16 protein-coding genes are annotated in these 18,727 nt (G+C 60.3%); 11 read left to right on the forward strand and 5 right to left on the reverse strand.

Annotated features, from left to right (window positions below; genetic code table 11):
* The 5 genes from I2D57_RS08510 to I2D57_RS08530 all read left to right on the forward strand — a co-directional run.
* Window positions 1-998: Kae1-like domain-containing protein (locus I2D57_RS08510; protein WP_458795878.1), on the forward strand; the 998-nt coding region annotated here is incomplete at its 5' end.
* Window positions 999-1,132: 134 nt separating this feature from the next.
* Window positions 1,133-1,393, forward strand: a complete 261-nt coding sequence (locus I2D57_RS08515; protein WP_055310039.1) for a HypC/HybG/HupF family hydrogenase formation chaperone — start codon at window positions 1,133-1,135, stop codon at window positions 1,391-1,393.
* The gene (gene hypD / locus I2D57_RS08520) at window positions 1,393-2,505 is read left to right on the forward strand and encodes a hydrogenase formation protein HypD (protein ID WP_324249220.1); all 1,113 of its coding nucleotides are present in this window, start codon (window positions 1,393-1,395) and stop codon (window positions 2,503-2,505) included. Before I2D57_RS08515 ends, hypD begins: the two co-directional genes overlap by 1 nt.
* An 84-nt stretch (window positions 2,506-2,589) precedes the next feature.
* Window positions 2,590-3,624 carry a hydrogenase expression/formation protein HypE gene (hypE, locus tag I2D57_RS08525; protein WP_195362161.1) on the forward strand — a complete coding sequence of 345 codons (1,035 nt, stop codon included), beginning with the start codon at window positions 2,590-2,592 and terminating at the stop codon, window positions 3,622-3,624.
* 105 nt (window positions 3,625-3,729) lie between these two features.
* On the forward strand, window positions 3,730-4,398 hold the full coding sequence (locus I2D57_RS08530) for an HAD family hydrolase (RefSeq protein ID WP_195362162.1): 669 nt from the start codon (window positions 3,730-3,732) through the stop codon (window positions 4,396-4,398).
* Between the two features lie 500 nt (window positions 4,399-4,898).
* On the opposite strand, the gene I2D57_RS08535 is transcribed toward I2D57_RS08530, so the two are convergent.
* Both I2D57_RS08535 and I2D57_RS08540 read right to left on the reverse strand, forming a co-directional pair.
* Window positions 4,899-5,456, reverse strand: a complete 558-nt coding sequence (locus I2D57_RS08535) for a hypothetical protein (protein WP_035136614.1) — start codon at window positions 5,454-5,456, stop codon at window positions 4,899-4,901.
* 236 nt (window positions 5,457-5,692) lie between these two features.
* Window positions 5,693-6,229 carry a PTS sugar transporter subunit IIA gene (locus I2D57_RS08540; protein WP_035136613.1) on the reverse strand — a complete coding sequence of 179 codons (537 nt, stop codon included), beginning with the start codon at window positions 6,227-6,229 and terminating at the stop codon, window positions 5,693-5,695.
* Window positions 6,230-6,811: 582 nt separating this feature from the next.
* Here I2D57_RS08540 and I2D57_RS08545 point away from each other — a divergent pair.
* Window positions 6,812-7,984 carry a Fic family protein gene (locus I2D57_RS08545; RefSeq protein ID WP_035136612.1) on the forward strand — a complete coding sequence of 391 codons (1,173 nt, stop codon included), beginning with the start codon at window positions 6,812-6,814 and terminating at the stop codon, window positions 7,982-7,984.
* A 352-nt stretch (window positions 7,985-8,336) separates the two neighbouring features.
* On the opposite strand, the gene pyrE is transcribed toward I2D57_RS08545, so the two are convergent.
* The gene (gene pyrE / locus I2D57_RS08550; protein WP_148332521.1) at window positions 8,337-9,017 is read right to left on the reverse strand and encodes an orotate phosphoribosyltransferase; all 681 of its coding nucleotides are present in this window, start codon (window positions 9,015-9,017) and stop codon (window positions 8,337-8,339) included.
* A gap of 438 nt (window positions 9,018-9,455) precedes the next feature.
* Between pyrE and mgtA the strand changes: the two genes are divergently transcribed.
* Window positions 9,456-12,224, forward strand: a complete 2,769-nt coding sequence (gene mgtA / locus I2D57_RS08555) for a magnesium-translocating P-type ATPase (RefSeq protein ID WP_195362163.1) — start codon at window positions 9,456-9,458, stop codon at window positions 12,222-12,224.
* Window positions 12,225-12,405: 181 nt separating this feature from the next.
* On the opposite strand, the gene I2D57_RS08560 is transcribed toward mgtA, so the two are convergent.
* Both I2D57_RS08560 and I2D57_RS08565 read right to left on the reverse strand, forming a co-directional pair.
* Window positions 12,406-13,332, reverse strand: a complete 927-nt coding sequence (locus I2D57_RS08560) for a helix-turn-helix transcriptional regulator (protein ID WP_195362164.1) — start codon at window positions 13,330-13,332, stop codon at window positions 12,406-12,408.
* An 84-nt stretch (window positions 13,333-13,416) separates the two neighbouring features.
* On the reverse strand, window positions 13,417-13,941 hold the full coding sequence (locus I2D57_RS08565) for a hypothetical protein (RefSeq protein WP_195362165.1): 525 nt from the start codon (window positions 13,939-13,941) through the stop codon (window positions 13,417-13,419).
* Between the two features lie 411 nt (window positions 13,942-14,352).
* Between I2D57_RS08565 and I2D57_RS08570 the strand changes: the two genes are divergently transcribed.
* The 4 genes from I2D57_RS08570 (at window position 14,353) to I2D57_RS08585 (ending at window position 18,647) form a co-directional block, all read left to right on the forward strand.
* Window positions 14,353-15,090: a DUF4428 domain-containing protein gene (locus I2D57_RS08570; protein ID WP_195362166.1), complete on the forward strand. Its 738-nt coding sequence runs from the start codon at window positions 14,353-14,355 to the stop codon at window positions 15,088-15,090.
* Window positions 15,091-15,114: 24 nt separating this feature from the next.
* Complete coding sequence (locus I2D57_RS08575) at window positions 15,115-16,437, forward strand: hypothetical protein (RefSeq protein WP_195362167.1); 1,323 nt, start codon at window positions 15,115-15,117, stop codon at window positions 16,435-16,437.
* Window positions 16,438-16,485: 48 nt separating this feature from the next.
* Window positions 16,486-17,724: an SPFH domain-containing protein gene (locus I2D57_RS08580; protein ID WP_118405236.1), complete on the forward strand. Its 1,239-nt coding sequence runs from the start codon at window positions 16,486-16,488 to the stop codon at window positions 17,722-17,724.
* Between the two features lie 80 nt (window positions 17,725-17,804).
* Window positions 17,805-18,647 carry a hypothetical protein gene (locus I2D57_RS08585; RefSeq protein WP_195362168.1) on the forward strand — a complete coding sequence of 281 codons (843 nt, stop codon included), beginning with the start codon at window positions 17,805-17,807 and terminating at the stop codon, window positions 18,645-18,647.
* Window positions 18,648-18,727: the final 80 nt, after the last annotated feature.

The following is an 18,727-nucleotide window of genomic DNA, read 5'->3' on the forward strand; positions in this document are numbered from 1 at the left end:
AGATTCGACAAGGGGCGACCATTGTGCAATCGCAAGAAGATGACGGGGCGGAATGTCAATCCTGGTCTAACAGAGCCAAATGTAATCTGCCGCTCGTCGAGGTGCAGCACCATCATGCGCATATCGCGAGCGTAATGGCCGAGGCCATCGCCGCGGGTCAGCTTACAACCGACGCGCACGTCCTTGGCATCGCCTTTGACGGCACCGGCGCCGGCACCGATGGGACCATTTGGGGCGGCGAGTTTCTTGTTGCCAGCCTTGGCGGCTTTGAGCGCGCCGCGCATTTGCGCACCTGGGCGCTCCCCGGCGGGGCGGCCTCCGTGCGCGACGCCCGCCGCAACGCCTTTGCCCTGCTCAGTGAGCTCGGCCTGCTCGAGCACCCAGGCGCCGCTCGGCTTTTGGACAGCCTCGACGAGCAAACGCGCAGCGTGACAGCCACCATGATCGAGCGCGGCATCAACAGCCCGCGTACCAGCAGCATGGGGCGTCTCTTTGATGCCGCGGCAGCAATTCTGGGCATCTGCGACAAGGCAACCTACGAGGGCGAACCCGCCATAGAACTCGAAGCCGCCGCCTGGCGCGCGCTCGACAACGAAATCGCCCATTTTCCCGACGACAACGCCGGCTATTTCGCATCTGGCCCATCGTGGCTGGACGGCCCCTATGTTCTGGACCAGAAAGCACTCTTTGAGGCACTTTTGGGAGGAATTGAAGCCGGAGCGCCCGCCGACAGGCTCGCACTCGACTTCCATGTCGCCGTCGCGCGCTCCTCGGCGCGTATCGCCAGCGAAATCTGCGCGCGCGAAGGCATCGATACCGTCGCGCTCTCGGGCGGCGTGTTCATGAACCGACTTTTGCTCCAGCTCCTCACCCGCGAGCTCAAAAGCATGGGTCTCACTGTCTTGATTCCCCAAACCGTGCCCGTTAACGACGGCTGCATCGCCTACGGTCAGGCGGCAGTCGCAAGCGCTCGTCTTGCGCAGATTGCATCGCAGTAGCTCACCCTCGCACGCCGCTGTGCCCAGCCGTCTCACAGGCGTAACGCGTTTGCCCGCAAACCCCGTGAGCGCTACCATCAACTGATGGATTATCAAGCGCCTATCCAGCGCAAAGCGTATAAAAGGGGAACAATATGTGCCTTGCCGTTCCCGGTAAAGTAGTCAAACGCGACGACGACCTCAAGGCCACCGTCGACATGATGGGCATCGAGCGCCCCGTGTCGCTGCGACTCGTGCCGACGGCGCAGGTTGGCGACTATATTCTCGTACACGCCGGCTTTGGCATCCAGATTGTCGACGAGCAGGAAGCACAGGAAACGCTCGAGCTTGTTAATGCCATGTCCGAGCTGGTCGAAGAAGACCAGCTGACCACCAACCCGGCGGAGGCTTACTAGTGGCGCCCGAGCAGCCGGCGCGCTCCGGTATCGATTTCTCGGCATTCCGCGATCCCAAGCTGGCTCGCGAGCTCATCGAGCGCATTCATGAGCTTGTCGGCGACCGCACCATCAACCTTATGGAAGTCTGCGGCACGCATACCGTGAGCATCGGGCGCTATGGCTTTCGCTCCATTATGCCGGCCGGGCTCAAGCTGCTGAGCGGCCCGGGCTGCCCCGTCTGCGTCACCGCCAACCGCGACATCGACCACGCAATCGCGCTCGCCAACATAGACGGCGCCATCATCACCACCTTTGGCGACATGATGCGCGTGCCCGGATCATCCACCTCGCTCGCTGCGCAAAAGGCGGCGGGGCGTGACATTCGCATCGTCTATTCCCCGCTCGACGCGCTCGACATTGCCGAGCAAAACCCTGATCGCCCGGTCATTTTTATGGGCGTGGGCTTTGAGACTACGACGCCCACCATCGCCGCCGCCATCTTGGAGGCCGAGGCGCGCGGGCTTTTAAACTTCTCGGTCTATTGCGCCCACAAGGCCACGCCGCCGGCGTTGCGCGCCATCGCCAACGACCCCGAGACCACCATCGACGGCTTTATCCTGCCGGGCCACGTCGCCACCATCACGGGCTTGGCGCCCTTTAGCTTTTTGGTCGACGAATTCAATACCCCGGGCGTGGTCACGGGATTTGAACCGGTCGATATCCTGCAGGGCATCTGCGTGCTGGTCCAGATGGTTGTCGAGGACAGGCCAGCGATTGACAACGCCTACCGCCGTGGCGTCAACGCAGACGGCAATCCCGTGGCGCGCCAGCTGGTCGAGCAGGTGTTTGAGCCGTGCGATACCACATGGCGCGGGCTGGGGCTGATTGCGGCTTCGGGACTCGCCATTCGTCCCGAGTTTTCGCACTTTGATGCCAGCATGCGCTTTGACGTGTCCATCGAGCCGACGGTCGAGCCACGCGGGTGCCGCTGCGGCGACGTGCTGCGCGGGGCCATTACGCCGAGCGACTGCCCCCTGTTCGGCCACGCTTGTACGCCCGAGCATCCCGTCGGCCCCTGCATGGTGAGCTCCGAGGGCAGCTGCGCAGCATATTTCCGCTACCGAGGCTAATAGGTTCCGCCGTTCTAACGAACGGCGGACCAGTCGACGCTGCGCCTCACCCATATAATTCCACCCACGATTGGAGTTTTCGATATGTCCCATAGCGTTACCGATAGCACCGTCCTGCTGGGCCACGGCTCCGGCGGACAGATGATGAAGCGCATCATCGATGAGGTCTTTTTGGATGCCTTTGGGTCGCCCGAGCTGCTCGAAGGCAACGATGCCGGCGTCGCCGCGCTGCCCGCGAGCGGGCGCATCGCCATGTCGACCGACAGCTTTGTAGTCTCGCCGCAGTTCTTCCCCGGTGGCAACATCGGCCGCCTCGCCGTGTGCGGAACCGTCAACGACGTCGCGACCTCGGGTGCCAACGTGCGCTACCTGTCGTGCGGCTTTATCCTCGAAGAGGGCTATCCCATGGATAGGCTCCGCCAGATTGTGCAGACGATGGCCGAGACGGCGCACGAGGCGGGCGTGTCCATGATCACGGGCGACACCAAGGTGGTCGAGCGCGGCGGGGCCGACGGCGTCTATATCAATACCGCCGGCGTGGGCGAGGTGCCTGCGGGCGTGGCGCTCAGCGGCGCAAACTGCCAGCCCGGCGATGTCATCCTGGTCTCGGGTACACTGGGCGACCACGGCATCGCTATCATGAGCCAACGCGAGGGTCTGGCGTTTTCGAGCACCATCGAAAGCGACGCCGCGCCGCTCAACCACCTGATTGCCGATGTGCTTTCCGCAGCACCCGACACACGCTGCTTCCGCGACCCCACGCGCGGTGGCTTGGCGTCCACACTCAACGAGTTTGCCCAGGCCAGCAATGTTGCCATGGAGGTCGACGAGGATGCCGTGCCCGTGCGCCCCGACGTGCAGGCAGCCTGCGAGATGCTCGGCTACGATGTGCTGCAGGTGGCAAACGAGGGCAAGATGGTTGCCGTCGTGCCGGCCGAGCAAGCCGATGCCGCGCTGAGCGCCATGCGCGCCGCCCGCTACGGCGAGAATGCCGCCATCATCGGCCGCGTGCTGCCACTTGCCGAGGGCGCCCATCCCGCCGTGCGCGTGCGCACCGGCTGGGGCTCGACCCGCATCCTCGACATGCTCGTAGGAGAGCAGCTGCCGAGAATTTGCTAACGACAAAGGCTCAGGGCTATTAAAGATATTCAGATTCCAAACATGCCCGGCACGCATGCCCAGTATCATGGGGTGCGTTTTACAACTCAAGCGGCAGGAGCACCCATGGCAGCAGCTTTTTCCCATGTGATCTTTGACCTGGACGGCACCATTCTCAACACGCTCGAGGACCTGGCGGCCGCCGGCAACCATACCTGCGAGGCGCACGGCTGGCCCACGTTTGCCGTTGACGAGTACCGCTACAAGGTGGGAAACGGCATGCTCAAGCTGGTTGAGCGCTTTATGCCCGCCGAGTACGCAGGCGACGGCCGCATGTTTGAGCAGACGCTTGCCGAGTTTAGGGCTTACTACGGCGAGCACAAGGAAGACCACACCGCTCCCTATGCCGGCACGATCGAGATGCTCGACCGCTTGCGCGCCGCGGGCGTTCAGCTTGCCGTGCTCACTAACAAGGACCACGTCTCGGCGGCTCCGCTTATCGAAAAGTATTTTGGTTCCGAGCGCTTTGCGCTGGTGCAGGGCCGTGTCGATGCGTTTCCGCCCAAGCCCGAAGCACCCGTCACGCTGCATGTGATGGAAGAGCTAGGCGCCGACCCGGCGACCACGCTCTACGTAGGCGATTCCAATGTCGATATCCTGACCGGCCACAACGCCGGCCTTAAGAGTGCGGGCGTCAGCTGGGGTTTCCGCGGCCGCGCAGAGCTGGAAGCCGCCGGCGCCGACTACGTGGTGGACACCCAGGGCGAGCTCGCAGCGCTAATCCTGGGCGAGTAACGAGCGACACTGCTTAACGCAGCTGCGACAATTCTTCCGCGCGGAAAGCGCATCCCGTTTTGGAGCTCCGGAATGGGATGCGCTTTCCGTTTGAGGCGCATCAGGGAAACCGCATCCCGTTTCAGAGCAATATTCCGGGTCGCACTTTCCGCAACCCACCCCATCCGGAAAATGCGACCCACTATTCGGCCAAAAACCGGGTCGCATCTTCCCAAGCACTCGATGCAACGCTGGCACAAGGAGTGTCCCCAACTACCGGCAGAAAAGGAACGTCCCCAGCCGCCGCCTTCCCAATGACTACTTCAGCGATGGCAACGCCGCAGGTAGAGGACGGACAGCGAGCGGACACCAGAGCGAACAAATTGGCATGAAAAGAGGACGGCATAGACCTTCTGGTCATACCGTCCTCTTTGAATGACAAGTTGTCGCTCTGGTGCCCGCGCAGCGTCGAGCAGTTGCGGCGTTTGGTAAAACGCCGTAACGAACTACCGCGTAACCCCCTAGCTCAACATTGCATCCATCATCTCGGAGTTGACGGAGTCGTCGGCAGACCACTCGCCGTCGTCGTTGCAGGTGTACTTGAAGATGACCGTGGTCTTCCTGGGCTCGGTGGCCTTGGTCACATCGACCATGACCTGACCGGCCATCTTGTACAGCTCGTCATCGGAAGGAACCGTATCAAGCGCAGCGACCTTCTCCTGATACTGGGTGGAGAAGTCCTCGACGATCTTGTTCATAGACTTGCAGGTGATAGAGACCTCGGCGGTCGCGACACCCTTGTCCTCGTCGACCGTCACGTCGCCGATCTTGTAGTCAAAGCCCTCGAGATAGGTCTTGGCGTACTCCTTGGGATCGATACCCAGCTGCTCGAACTCGTCGCCCGAAGCCTCCTCCAGACCAGAGAGGAAGTCGTCGCCACCGTTCTTGACCTCGTCAAACTGTGTCGTAAGATCCTCGGTGATGAGCTCCTCAACCGAAGGACCTCCACAGCCGGAAAGTACGACCACGCATGCAACCAAGACGGCCATGAGGGGCGCAAGCAGCAGCTTCTTTTTCATGTTGTTCCTCCCAATGAGCGGCACCGCGCTTCCCGGACGCGGCACACGTTGTAATAAGTAAGCCCATACTATCCACTTATGAACACCCTCGGCAACGCGAAGGCGCGGTCGGTTCGTTTTAGCGTCCGAACGGTTTGCAAGCCCGCCCAACGTGCAATAAAACGCTTCCCCGCGATGCAATAAAAAAGGTGGCCGGAAAACCCGACCACCCTTGCACATCCTTTGGATGCCGCAGTTTACTTGCGGACGACCTTAACGATGGCGTCACCGGCGGCGACGGCGGACTCTGCCTCAACGGTGAGCTCGACGTCGGCAAACTCGGCGGTGTTGGACACGGCCACCACGACGCAGTCCTTATAACCAGCAGCGGCGATCTTGGCACGGTCGATCTTGAGTATGGGCTGGCCGGCCTTCACAACGTCGTCGGCCTTGACGAAGCCCTCGAAGCCATCGCCGTTCATGTTGACAGTATCGACGCCAACGTGCACCAGAACCTCGATGCCGCTATCGGACTGCAGACCCACGGCGTGACCCATGGTGACGGTCACCTTGCCGTCGCAGGGAGCGTAGACCAGGTCGTCCTCGGGCCACACGGCGCAGCCCTTGCCCAGAACCTCGCCACCAAAGACGGGATCGGGCACGTCGGCCATCTTGATGACCTTGCCCTTGACGGGCGAGCACAGCACGTCGGCGCCGGCAGAAGCAGAGATGGAAGCGGGAGCTGCAGCAGCGGCAGGCTCAGCCTTCTTCTTAAACATGTCAAACAGACCCATACGTTTTCTCCTCTTGATTAAGCGCAACGTTATGCGCATGCCTATGGTGATTATAGTGCCAAATGGTTCAAATGCTAAGGTGGGGACTCGAATCGCGAGCCCTTCCCGGTAGTGCTCGCGGGACGAGCATCTCCTTTGCATCGCGGGTCGATAAGCCGAGTATCGTCTGCGCACGGGACGGGCAGAAGCGGGCGCACCAAACCCGATACTTCTTTTCGCTCTCGAGTCCTGCCGCCGCCCCGTCCCTGACACTTCCTGATACCGACCGAAACGTGCCAAAATAAACCCGTCCCTTTTTGGTAGGTTTGGCGAGTGTGGATTTTCGGACGCTTAACTAACGAGCGTGGATAATCTCCCACTTTGACTTTGAGGCCGTCACCGAGCCAAAAACGGGAGATTATCCACGTTCATTTTGGATGACCCCCTTGTACCAAGCCAAGCTCCATGGTCAAGTAATAACGACTTTTTATCATTAGATTGTTTACATCAATTCTAATAACTATTTAATCCTTAAACTCGTTATTAGAATTGATATGATTAGCCTAATAACGAGTTTCCGGCACTAAAGATATGGAGGGCGCGATGCAAATCGAGGAGAACGGCCAGGGAACGCTCCGCAATAATCTATCGGGGAAATTGGCTTACTATTCGTTTTTTCCAACGCCCTTGCAATCATTGAGGCAGCTAAACCTCACCGAGGAAACCTATCGCACGCTTTCCGCATGCTCACGAAAGCTTGGAGAGCTTGAAGGCATGCTCTACTTTGTTCCCAACGCCGACATGTATCTGACAATGTACGTGCGCAAAGAAGCACTCCTTTCTTCGCAAATTGAGGGAACCCAGTGCACGTTTGACGACCTACTTAGTCCATCGCAAACACAACTCCATCATAAAGATGTCGCAGACGTCGTGAATTACGTCCGTGCTGTCGACCGCGGCGTAGAACTGCTCAAAAAGATGCCCTTGTGCACGAGACTTCTTAGGCAAGTTCATGCGGTCCTGCTGGACGGAGTGCGCGGAACGGAGAAGAATCCAGGCGAGCTGCGCTCCTCACAAAACTGGATTGGCCCCTCAGGCTGCACCATTGCAACCGCATCGTTTGTCCCTCCAAACATTGAAGATTTGAGTAACACGCTCCAGGACCTCGAACGCTTTATCAATGAGCCTCAAGTCGAAATGGATCCGATTGTGCGGGCGGCGCTCGTCCATTACCAATTTGAAACTGCCCATCCATTCCTAGACGGAAACGGTCGCCTGGGCAGGCTTCTCATTACACTTATGCTCATCAATGATGGCGTTCTTCATTCTTGCTTGTTCTATCCATCGTTCCAGTTCAAGAAAAACCGAAGCGAGTACTACCGGCAACTCACATCCGTAAGGGAGAGAGGCACTTACGAGGAATGGATAGAGTTTTTCTGCAACAGTCTTCTCGAGAGTGCGAAGGACTCGGTAGGGTCTTTAAAAAACCTTGTTGACCTCCATAACCGTTCCACAGCAACCATTACCGAAAATCTCGGAAGGACTGCTGCAAACGGGCAAAGGCTGTTGGGCATTCTTGAAGAGCACCCCATCGTCGACACCGCATTCATCGCTGCCCAACTCGATATCGGCAGGAGTACCGCGAGCTCGCTCGTCAAATCATTTGAAGAATTGGGTATCCTCCGTCCGCTCGACGAGTCAAGACAGAGATACCGGCAGTACGGGTATGAAGAGTATCTTTCGATTCTCAGGGAAGACGCCGAGCCGATTAGATAGGCATCGCAGCCCAGGCAAATTAAAGCGAGCGTGGATAATCTCCCACTTTGAGCCCGCACACAGGCCAAAAACGGGAGATTATCCACGCTCGTTCCTGAGTAGTCATTTTTGAACGTCCCCAATGACTAGTCCGGCAACGCCGATGCCTTGGCAACGGCAGACACGGGCCGCATTCGGAGCAAGACGACGCCGCAGGTAGAGAACGGACAGCGAGCGGGTCGCATTTGAGACAAGGTGACGTGAAACGAAAGGGCGCTGGCCTTCTGGTCGCGCCCTTGAAGTTGAACGTCAGATTGTCCAAATGCGGCCCGCGCAGCGTCGAGCAGTTACGGCGTTTGGTAAAACGCCGTAACTAACGTGCTCCGTACTGCTCGTAGTAGGCGTCGATGGCGGTCTTGAGCTCGTCGTCGATGACAACCTTGCCGTCGATCTCGTGGTTGTAGAGGGTCTCGACGACCTCGGCCATGGAGACGATGCTCGCGACGGGGAAACCGTACTTGGCCTCGATCTCCTTCTGCGCGGTGGTCACACCGCCCTTGCCGACCTCCATGCGGTTGAGGGACACGATCAGGCCCTTGATCTCGACATCGGCAGCAGCCTTGACCTTGGGATAGGTCTCGTCGATGGACTTGCCGCTGGTGGTAACGTCCTCGACCATGACCACACGGTCGCCGTCCTTGGGCTCATAACCCAGCAGGTTGCCCTTATCGGCACCGTGGTCCTTGGCCTCCTTACGGTCGCAGCAGTACTTAACCTCCTTGCCGTACAGCTCGTGGTAGGCAATGGCGGTCACGACAGCCAGCGGAATACCCTTGTAGGCCGGCCCAAACAGGACGTCAAAGTCGTCGCCAAAGTTATCGTGGATGGCCTGGGCGTAATACTCGCCCAGCTTCTTGAGCTGATAGCCCGTCACATAAGCGCCGGCGTTCATAAAGAACGGGGACTGGCGGCCGCTCTTGAGCGTAAAGCTGCCGAACTTAAGAACGTCGGACTCGACCATGAACTTGATGAACTCTTGCTTGTAAGCCTCCATGCGGGCTCCTCTCGTAATCGCGTACGTGCCTTCCAGTTTAGCGCAGGCGAAGCGTCGATGCGGGCGCGCTTTGAGGCCGCGGCGTTCTGTAAAGGCTTTGTCAGGGGGAATGGTTTTCCGAACAATGGGGGTTGACATTTCAAACCCCCTCATCAAGAATACGGGCGGATTGAAACGGGTACGAGATACCCAAAGCGCGCTGCGCCCGGCCTTAAGGAGGTGTGCCATGGAAGGCAGTCCTAGTCGAAAAACCTGCATGTCGCCCTCGGCACGCCGCGAGGATTCCGTATTCGCATAAGCGCCACCAACCGATCGTCAAAACCACCACAAAGGTGCCTGTCCCCTTTGTGGTGGCTCGTGAGCTTGACGTGAGCGACATCTAGGTTTTTTGAAGCAAATACGACACGTACGCTAACTCCCTTCAACAAGGAGGACCCTATGCTGATGCTCAAAACCGCCACGGTACTCGAAGCTATCTCCAAGCGCCGCCGTACGGCGCGCCCTGCCGCTCATACCGGCCTGTCTAAGAACACCATATTCGCCGCCACCCATAGTGCCGAGGACGCCCTCGTTCTGCTCGATGCCACGGCAAACGGCCTCACCGCCAAGCAGGCAACCGAGCGTCTGGACGCCTCCGGCCCCAACACCATCGAGGCACCGACCAAAACGCTCGCCCGCCGTATCGCCGACGCCTTTGTCGACCCCTTCGCCGGCATCCTCGCCGCGCTCGCGCTGGTCTCGCTCTACATCGACGTGCTCGCCGTGCCCGAGCCGCAGCGCGACCCCTCCACGGTCATCGTCATCGGCATCATGTTGCTGGTATCGGGCGGTATGAAGTTTATCCAAGAAGCCCGCAGCGGCAATGCGGCCGAGGCCCTCAAGGACCTGGTCTCCAACACTTGCACCGCCCTGCGCGACGGCGAGCGCGTCGAGATCCCCTTCGACGAGCTCGTCCCCGGTGATGTGATCCGCCTCTCTGCCGGAGATATGGTGCCGGCCGATGCCCGCGTCATCACCGCGCGCGACCTGTTTGTGATCGAGTCCGCACTCACTGGCGAGAGCGAGGCCGTCGAGAAGACCACCGCCATCACCGTCGTCGAGAGTGCCGACGGCTCCGCGCTGCCACTCTCTGCCTGCAAGAACATCGTCTTTACCGGCACCTCCGTGCAAAACGGCACCGCCATTGCGCTTGTCGTTGCCACCGGTTCGGATACTTACCTGGGTGGCATCGCCAAGATGCTCAACGGGCGCGGCGAGAAGAGCGCGTTTGACCGCGGCGTCTCGAGCGTCTCCATGTTGCTCGTACGCCTCATGCTCGTTATGGCGCCGGCCGTCTTTGCCATCAACGCCGCCACCAAGGGCAACGCCATCGACGCGCTGCTGTTCACCACGAGCGTGGCCGTGGGCATCACGCCGCAGATGCTTCCCGTCATCGTGACCACGAGCCTGTCGCAGGGCGCCAAGGACCTCGCCCGCCGCCAAGTAATCGTCAAGGAGCTGCCGGCGATTCAAAACCTCGGCGCGATGGACGTCCTGTGCTGCGACAAGACCGGCACCCTCACCGAAGACCGCATCGTGCTCGAGCGCTATCTCAGCACCGACGGCAACGAAGACGCACGCGTGCTGCGCCATGCATTTTTGAATAGCTTCTTCCAAACCGGCCTCAAAAATCTTATCGACCTGGCCGTAATCGACCGTGCCGATGTGACGCCCTCGACCGTCGTGCCCGATTCTATGCTGGGCCAGAGTCTGCGCGACTGCTATACCAAGGTCGACGAGGTTCCCTTCGATTTCTCGCGCCGTCGCCTGAGCGTAGTTGTCGCCGACGCCCAAGGCAAAACCCAGATGGTTACCAAGGGCGCTGCCGAGGAAATGCTCGAGATCTGCTCCTTTGTCGAGATCGATGGCATCGCTCAGCCGCTCACCGACGAGAAGCTCGCCCAGATTCGCAAGCAGATCGCCGGACTTAACGCCGAGGGCCTACGCGTAATTGCCGTGGCGCAGAAGACCAATCCGCGCTGCGTGGGCGAGTTTGGCATCGCCGACGAGTGCGACATGGTGCTGATGGGCTTTTTGGCCTTCCTCGATCCGCCCAAAGCAAGTGCCGCGGGCGCCGTCGCCACCCTCGAGGCCAAGGGCGTGGCGGTCAAGGTCCTAACCGGCGACAACGACCGCGTCGCCGCCACCGTCTGCGAGCAGATTGGTATCGATGCGAGCAACGTCTTGCTCGGCTCCGAGATCGATACGCTCGATGACGCCGAACTTGCCGAGCGCGCCGAGAAAACCCACCTCTTCGCCAAGCTCTCGCCGCTGCAGAAGGCGCGCCTGGTACGTGTCATGCGCGAGATGCTCGGCCACACCGTGGGCTTTATGGGCGACGGCATCAACGACGCCGCCGCCATGCGTGCGAGCGATTGCGGCATCTCGGTCGATTCGGCCGTCGATATTGCCAAGGAATCCGCCGATATCATCTTGCTTCAGAAGGACCTGGGCGTGCTCGAGCGCGGCATCATCGAAGGCCGCCGCACTTACGGCAACCTGCTCAAGTACCTCAAGACCACGGTGAGCTCCAACTTTGGCAATGTGCTGTCCGTGACCGTCGCGAGCCTGTTCTTGCCGTTTTTGCCCATGAGCGCCCTGCAGCTGGTACTGCTGTCGCTCGTCTACGAGATCGTGTGTATCGCACTGCCGTGGGACACCGTCGATGACGCCTGGACCGCCCGTCCGCGTGCCTGGGACGCTGCGTCCATCAAGGGCTTTATGCTCGAGCTGGGCCCCGTGAGCTCGCTGTTTGACATCGTGACCTTCGCCGCGCTCTTCTTTGTCGTGTGCCCCGCCGCCGTGGACGCAAGCTGGTCCGAGCTTGCCGCCGCGGGCGACGTCGCGGGTATGGCGACCTTTGCTGCGCTCTTCCAGAGCGGCTGGTTTGTCGAGTCCATGTGGTCGCAGACACTCGTGGTCCACATGTTGCGCTCCCCGCATCTGCCGAGCCCGCGCGACCACGCCGCGCCCGCATTGTGCGTTCTTACCGTGCTGGGCCTGGCGCTCGTCACCTGGCTGTCGGCAAGCCCCATCGCCGATGCGCTCGGCCTCATGCCGCTGCCCACGAGCTTTTTTGGGCTGCTCATTGGCATCGTTACCGCCTATATCGCGCTCACCCAGCTGGCAAAGCGCCGCTACATTGCCCGCCACGGCGAGCTGCTGTAGCAAGTAGACGGAAAACACCCTGCCAGCTGCCGTTGCCACTACCACAGCTGCCAACGCCGCTGCCGTTGCCTCTGCCGCCGCCGCAGTCTATCCCCCCAGCAGTTGCGGTGAAATAGTTCCTGTTTAAAGCCCCGTGACTTTAATTTAGGGACTATTCCACCGCAACTTATTGGGAGATTAGCTAGTCCTTGGGTGTCCAGGACCAGAAGAAGTTGATGAGGGCCACGCGCGAGGCGGTGCCGGTCTTTTTGTTGATCGAGGAAATGTGACGATAGAGCGTGGAGCGCGAAAGGAAAAGCGTTGTGGCGATGTCCTGAACGCTCTGGTCCGAAACGACCAAGACCTCAAGAATATCGTGCTCGCGCTCTGTAAGCCCAAAGGTGGCGACGAAAGCATCGAGGCGTTCATCGGACGTGAGCTCCGCCGCCTCCACGGGCTCGGGGTCGGGGCATGTGGGCGCAAGATCCCCACCAAGATCGTCGGTGGCAAGCGGCAGGCCATCCTGCATCACGGCATCATCGGCTCGTTGCCCCAACTGCCCCAGCAGCGTAATCGCAATGCCCACAAACATCACGAGCGCTGCACCGACCGCAGCCAGCACATTTTGACTCGAGATAATCGCCACTGCCGGCGCCGTCACGAACATCGAGCACACGTTGTTGACGACGCGACCCATGCACGGCCAAAAATATGACCAGCGCGCATAGAGCGAGACGGCGGCATATTTTGTGGTAAAGAACACCACGAAAAAGCCCGAGCCCAGATAAAAGATGATCGTGGCAGCAAGCTCGTTGCCGCCATTGCCATCGACGATGAGCACAAAGAACGAAAGCGTGGACAGTATGGCGGCGCATGTCATGCCGATATTCATATACGAACGGCCGTGCAGGTCAAATAGTGCGCCAGCGGCCAACGAGCTCACGACAAGCAGCAGGCGCGGCCAATCGCCCAAATCGACGGCTCCGACAGCATGCAAGGTCGTGAAGCCCGCGTTGAGAGCGGCGAATACGCCGGAAAGATACGCCGTCGCCACGGTCAGGCGAACTACGGCACGACGGAATGCCGCCTTTGCCTCGGGATCGTCTTGCCACTTGGCGCCATATTCCAAAGCATCTACCGAAAGCCCGGCAACACTGGGTTCAAAGCTGGGATCGGACTCGTCGCGCAGCTTGGCGCGTCGGGCACCGTGGAGCTACGCCACCTGCGCGATCGCACAGACGACCAGAACAGCCTGCTGAGGAATGCCGACAGGCATCACCATGTGGTTGATCACCTGTACCAGAACGCCCATGGCATAGGAAAGTGCGGCGGCGCGCGCCAGGCAGGGCGTCTGCGCAAAACGCCGCGCAAGATTGGCATGGGCGGTCGATCCGCAATAGCCCAGGGCGCAGCACGCCACCAGGCCGCCGGCAATTACTACCTCAAACCGCACTGCCGTAATCATCAGCAGCAACGCCGATACCAACAGCACGCCTGTAATATCGCTCGTCGCATCGATTGTCTGGGGAAGGCGATAGTACAGAAATGGGCGCACGAAAAAGCCAATCACGCTCGCGCCGACAACGATGCTCTCGTAGATGACGACCTCACTCGATGGCACGAACTCGGCCATGCGCACATCAAAGAGATACTCGCACGCCAAAAACGTGAAGAAGAACAGCGCCAGGCATATAATCTCCCGGATGCCCCGACGCAAATATGCGGTTGTGTCTCCCATGCCCCTCATGGTTAACCCCCCAGCCGCTCAATTGTCTGGAAATCTATTTTCATAAAGAACCAGTCTCAATATCGAAGCCGAGCTCGAAATGCTGCAAATTTGACCCCAGCCGTCCACATCACGCCGCGATTTTGAGCCGCATGGACCAGAAGGGACGCGCGCGACCTCTAGCTCGGCCAGGAGTGTCTCCAACTACCACTCATACTACCACTCATTTAAGTACGTCCCCAATGAGTGACCGAAGAGTGTCCCCCCGCGACTAGTCGTTTGAGAACGTCCCCAACGACTAGTCAAAAAATGGGCCATGTGTCCCAGTTGTGGAGACTCCTTGAGCCGTCTGGGTATCGCGAAGGATCGCGCACTCCCCCATCATCAAAAGTGACACACGCTACCAGTTGATGGGAGGCAGCCATGGGCTTCTTTGACAAGATGTTCGAGAAGAAAGAGTGCGCGATTTGCGGTACCGAGCTGGGACTTCTAGGTAAGACAAAAATCAATGAAGGCTACCTGTGCAAAGAGTGCGCCGGCAAGCTCTCCCCCTACTTTCACGGCTATCGCTCCAGCACCGCGGACGATATCCGTGAGCAACTCGCCTACCGCGAAGCCAACGCCGAGCGCCTGTCTTCGTTCAACCCCACGCGCACGCTTTCTGCCGGGCGCACCAATATTATGCTCGATGAGGACGCGGGCCTGCTGATCATCACCTCGCAGAGCCGCTGGCGCGACGCCAATCCCGACATCATCGAGTTCTCGCAGGTACTCGGCTGCGATATGGATATCGACGAGCAACGCACCGAGATCTATCGCGAGACCGAGGACGGCGAGCGCGAGAGCTACAACCCGCCGCGCTACGACCTGGATTACGACTTTAATCTGACCATCCACGTCAACACGCCGTACTTTACCGAGATCAACCTGCGCGTGAACGACTCCACCATCGATCAGCGCGGCTCCATCGAATACCGCGAGGCCAAGCGCCAGGCAACCGAGGTTCGCGACGCACTGGTGCAGCTGCGCCAGGAGACGCGCGACAGCGTCGTGGCCGCCAAGGCCCCCAAGACCGCGGTGACCTGCCCCTTCTGCGGAGCCACCACCATTCCCGATGCCAGTGGGCGCTGCGAATACTGCGGCGGCGCCATCGGCGCATAGCCTCCGGCAGCGAAAGGACCGATCATGGCCTTCGAGAGCGTCAACTATCAATGCCCCGCGTGTGGCGGCCCCCTTCACTTTGCCAGTGCCGAGCAAAAGCTCGTCTGCGACTACTGTGACTCGCGCTTTGAAGTCGAAGAAGTCGAGGCTCTCTATCGCGAGCGCCAGGACAAGGCCGACGCCAAAGCCGGTGCGGCAGCCGCAACGCCCAAGCCCGTCGCCGACGACGCGGTGCAGGAGCTCGCCCAAAACGCCGGCTACATCTGCTCGTCGTGCGGCGCCGAGCTCGTGTCCGACGGCACCGTCGCCGTCACCACCTGCCCGTACTGCGGCAACTCCGCCGTGGCGCCCGGCCAGCTCTCGGGCGACTTCTCGCCCGACCTAGTAATTCCGTTTAAGCTCGGGCGCGATGACGTCACGGCCGCACTCAAGGAACACTACAAGGGCAAGATCTTGCTGCCCAAGAGCTTTGTCACCGGCAACCACATCGACGAGGTCCAAGGTGTCTACGTGCCGTTTTGGCTCTACGGCGCCCGCGTTGACGGCGAAGTGTACTTTGACGCGACCAACGAGACCGTGACCGAGGAATCCGACCGCACCGTCACGACCACCGACCACTACGATGCCTATCGCAAGGGCAATATCTCGTTTAAGCGCGTGCCCGTCGACGGATCGTCCAAGATGCCCGACGGCCACATGGATGCCATCGAGCCGTTTGACTACGACGCGCTGCGCCCGTTCTCGGTCGCATATATGCCCGGCTACATCGCCAACCGTTACGACGAGGACTGCGAGACCTGCAAGGCGCGCGCCGAACGCCGTATGGAAGAAAGCACAATCTCGGCCCTGCGCGAGACCGTCGTCGACGAATACGACGATGCCACGGTCGAAAGCAAGCAGCTCGACTACACCTGGGAAGACAGCGACTACGCCCTGTTCCCCGTCTGGATGCTCTCCACCTCGTGGAACGGCAAGAGCTACCTGTTTGCCATGAACGGCCAGACCGGCCGCTTGGTCGGCGAGCTCCCCTGCTCCAAGCCCAAGCTCGCCATCGCCTCGGTGCTGTTCTTCGTGATCGGATTTATCCTCTCCCAGATTCTCTTTATGGGGGAATACGCCTTCGATCCGGATTACCTCACCTTTGATATCGAGGGCATCCTCATCAACGTCATCGCGCCGCTGATCATCGTGATTATCGGAGACGTGCTACTGGTAGGCCAGCTCAAGACGGCCAACGAGGCCACCCACGCCGACGAGTACTGCGGCGAGCTCGACCTGACCGAGAAGCACGACACCTTCAGCCACACCGAGACCACCGTTGTCATGAAAGACGACAAGGACGACTAAGCAATCCAACCAATACCACCCGGCCTTTGACGAGAAAGGAAGATTACCATGGGACTCTTGAAAGCTGGATTGGGAGCTGCCGGCGGCGTCATGGCCGACCAGTGGAAGGAATTTATCTATTGCGAATCGATGCCTGCTGACGTCTTGGCCTGCAAGGGCAGCAAACGCACCGGTGGCCGCAGCTCCAACACGCGCGGCGAGGACAACGTCATCTCCAACGGCTCGGTCATCGCCGTCAACGACGGCCAGGGCATGCTCGTGGTGCAAAACGGCAAGATCATCGAAGTCGCGCTGGAGCCCGGTGAGTTCGTCTTCGATACCGGCAGCGAGCCGAGCGTCTTTAGCGGCAACCTGGGCGACTCCATCAAGGAGACCTTCGCCAATATCGGCAGCCGCTTTACCTTTGGCGGCGACGCGGGCAAGGACCAGCGCGTCTACTTCATCAACACCAAGGAGATCATCGGCAACAAGTACGGCACCGCCTCGCCCGTGCCCTTCCGCGTGGTCGATAACAACATTGGCCTGGACGTCGACATCTCCGTGCGCTGCAACGGCGAGTATTCGTATCGCATCACCAACCCGCTGCTGTTCTACACCAACGTGTGCGGCAACGTGACCGATAGCTATACGCGCGACAAGATCGACAGCCAGCTTAAGTCCGAGCTGCTCACCGCCCTGCAGCCCGCCTTTGCCAAGATTTCGGAGATGGGCATCCGCTACAGCGCCATCCCCGGCCACACCACCGAGCTCGCCCGTGCGCTCAACGAGGTCCTCTCTGCCGACTGGCGTGACCTGCGTGGCGTCGAGATCGTGAGCTTTGGCGTCAACTCCATCGCCGCCTCGCAAGAGGACGAGCAGATGATCAAGGACCTGCAGAAAGCCGCGGTCATGCGCGATCCCACTATGGCGGCAGCCAACATTGCCAGCGCCCAGAGCGACGCAATGCGCGCGGCAGCCGCCAACCCCAACGGCGCGATGGCGGGCTTTATGGGCATGGGCATGGCAGGCGGCATGGGCGGTATGAACGCCAGCCAGCTGTTCGCCGCCGGCCAGGCGCAGCAGCAGGCCGCCCCGCAGCCGGCTCCGGCACCCGCTCCCGCACCGGCTCCCGCCGCACCTGCGGCCGGCACATGGACCTGCAGCTGCGGCGCCACCAACACCGGCAAGTTCTGCTCCGAGTGCGGCAGCCCCGCGCCCGCGCCCGCACCGGCCAAGTGGTTCTGCCCCAACTGCGGCAGCGAAAACGGCGGCAAGTTCTGCAGCAACTGCGGAACGCCCCGGCCCTAGCCCCTCTATCTGGTAATTGGCGGGGGATCCGCCACCCCCGCATTTGCTTCTATGGGTTTCGTTCGATGAAGGAGGACACCATGAAGACAACGTTCAAAAAGTCCGTACTCGCATTTCTGACATGCGTCCTGGCGCTCGCCTTTGCCCTGACGGGCTGCAGCGGCGGCGGCAAGGACCCCAAGGCCAACTTCGTCGGCAGCTGGCAGTACTCGGGTGGAACCTTGGATGGCGAAGAGCTCACCGATGAGTACATGGATATGCTCAAGGAGTGGGGCCTCAACTGCGTCCTGATCCTCGACGAGGACGGCACAGGCGTCCTCGATATGTTCCTTGAGGTCGCCGACCTGAAATGGGAAGCCAAGGACGCCACCACCGTAACGATCACCGCCGAAGATGAGTCGCACGATCTGAAGCTCAAGGACGACAAGCTCGTCCTGGAGGTGGACGGCGACAAGCTCATCTTCACCAAGTCCGACAAGGATCTGTCCGGTACGGTGAAGAAGGATCGCGAGAACGCCGAGAAGGAAGAGGAGATCGATGAGGCCGTCGAAGACGACGATGTCCAGAGCGTCGAAATCTCCCCCGCCGTCACCGTCGCCGATGACGATCTGTGCACCATCACCATCACCGAGAAATTCAAGGACGACTGGGGCGACATCGGCTTTGTCGTCAACATCACCAACAAGAGCGACAAGGACCTGACCTTCTACGCTCCTTCCGGCAAGACCAACGTCAACGGCACCATGAAGGAACCCTGGTTCTCGGCTAACCTGATGCCCGGCACCAGCGCCACCGAGGAATTCACGTTCTCGAGCGGCGAGCTTGACAGTCTTGACGACCTGGTTAACACGACCATCGGCATCGACGCCTACCTGACCGATTCCTACGAGGACGTCGCCTCTTACAGCGCAACCATCGCGTAACGGCAGACACCGATAGCCGCGGATTGGCGGACATATCCGCGCACATGCCAGGCGGGGCCGCAGGAAATGATCCTGCGGCC

Origin of the sequence: Collinsella aerofaciens (genome assembly GCF_015553355.1) — a bacterium.
GTDB classification, from domain to species: domain Bacteria; phylum Actinomycetota; class Coriobacteriia; order Coriobacteriales; family Coriobacteriaceae; genus Collinsella; species Collinsella aerofaciens_V.

What these genes read in the sequence shown, in the direction of transcription:
- I2D57_RS08515 (WP_055310039.1), top strand. Translation starts at nt 1,133, where the DNA reads ATGTGCCTTGCCGTTCCCGGTAAAGTAGTCAAACGCGACGACGACCTC.
- hypE (WP_195362161.1), top strand. Translation starts at nt 2,590, where the DNA reads ATGTCCCATAGCGTTACCGATAGCACCGTCCTGCTGGGCCACGGCTCC.
- I2D57_RS08530 (WP_195362162.1), top strand. Translation starts at nt 3,730, where the DNA reads ATGGCAGCAGCTTTTTCCCATGTGATCTTTGACCTGGACGGCACCATT.
- I2D57_RS08535 (WP_035136614.1), bottom strand. Translation starts at nt 5,456, where the DNA reads ATGAAAAAGAAGCTGCTGCTTGCGCCCCTCATGGCCGTCTTGGTTGCA.
- I2D57_RS08540 (WP_035136613.1), bottom strand. Translation starts at nt 6,229, where the DNA reads ATGGGTCTGTTTGACATGTTTAAGAAGAAGGCTGAGCCTGCCGCTGCT.
- I2D57_RS08545 (WP_035136612.1), top strand. Translation starts at nt 6,812, where the DNA reads ATGCAAATCGAGGAGAACGGCCAGGGAACGCTCCGCAATAATCTATCG.
- pyrE (WP_148332521.1), bottom strand. Translation starts at nt 9,017, where the DNA reads ATGGAGGCTTACAAGCAAGAGTTCATCAAGTTCATGGTCGAGTCCGAC.
- mgtA (WP_195362163.1), top strand. Translation starts at nt 9,456, where the DNA reads ATGCTGATGCTCAAAACCGCCACGGTACTCGAAGCTATCTCCAAGCGC.
- I2D57_RS08565 (WP_195362165.1), bottom strand. Translation starts at nt 13,941, where the DNA reads ATGGGAGACACAACCGCATATTTGCGTCGGGGCATCCGGGAGATTATA.
- I2D57_RS08570 (WP_195362166.1), top strand. Translation starts at nt 14,353, where the DNA reads ATGGGCTTCTTTGACAAGATGTTCGAGAAGAAAGAGTGCGCGATTTGC.
- I2D57_RS08575 (WP_195362167.1), top strand. Translation starts at nt 15,115, where the DNA reads ATGGCCTTCGAGAGCGTCAACTATCAATGCCCCGCGTGTGGCGGCCCC.
- I2D57_RS08580 (WP_118405236.1), top strand. Translation starts at nt 16,486, where the DNA reads ATGGGACTCTTGAAAGCTGGATTGGGAGCTGCCGGCGGCGTCATGGCC.
- I2D57_RS08585 (WP_195362168.1), top strand. Translation starts at nt 17,805, where the DNA reads ATGAAGACAACGTTCAAAAAGTCCGTACTCGCATTTCTGACATGCGTC.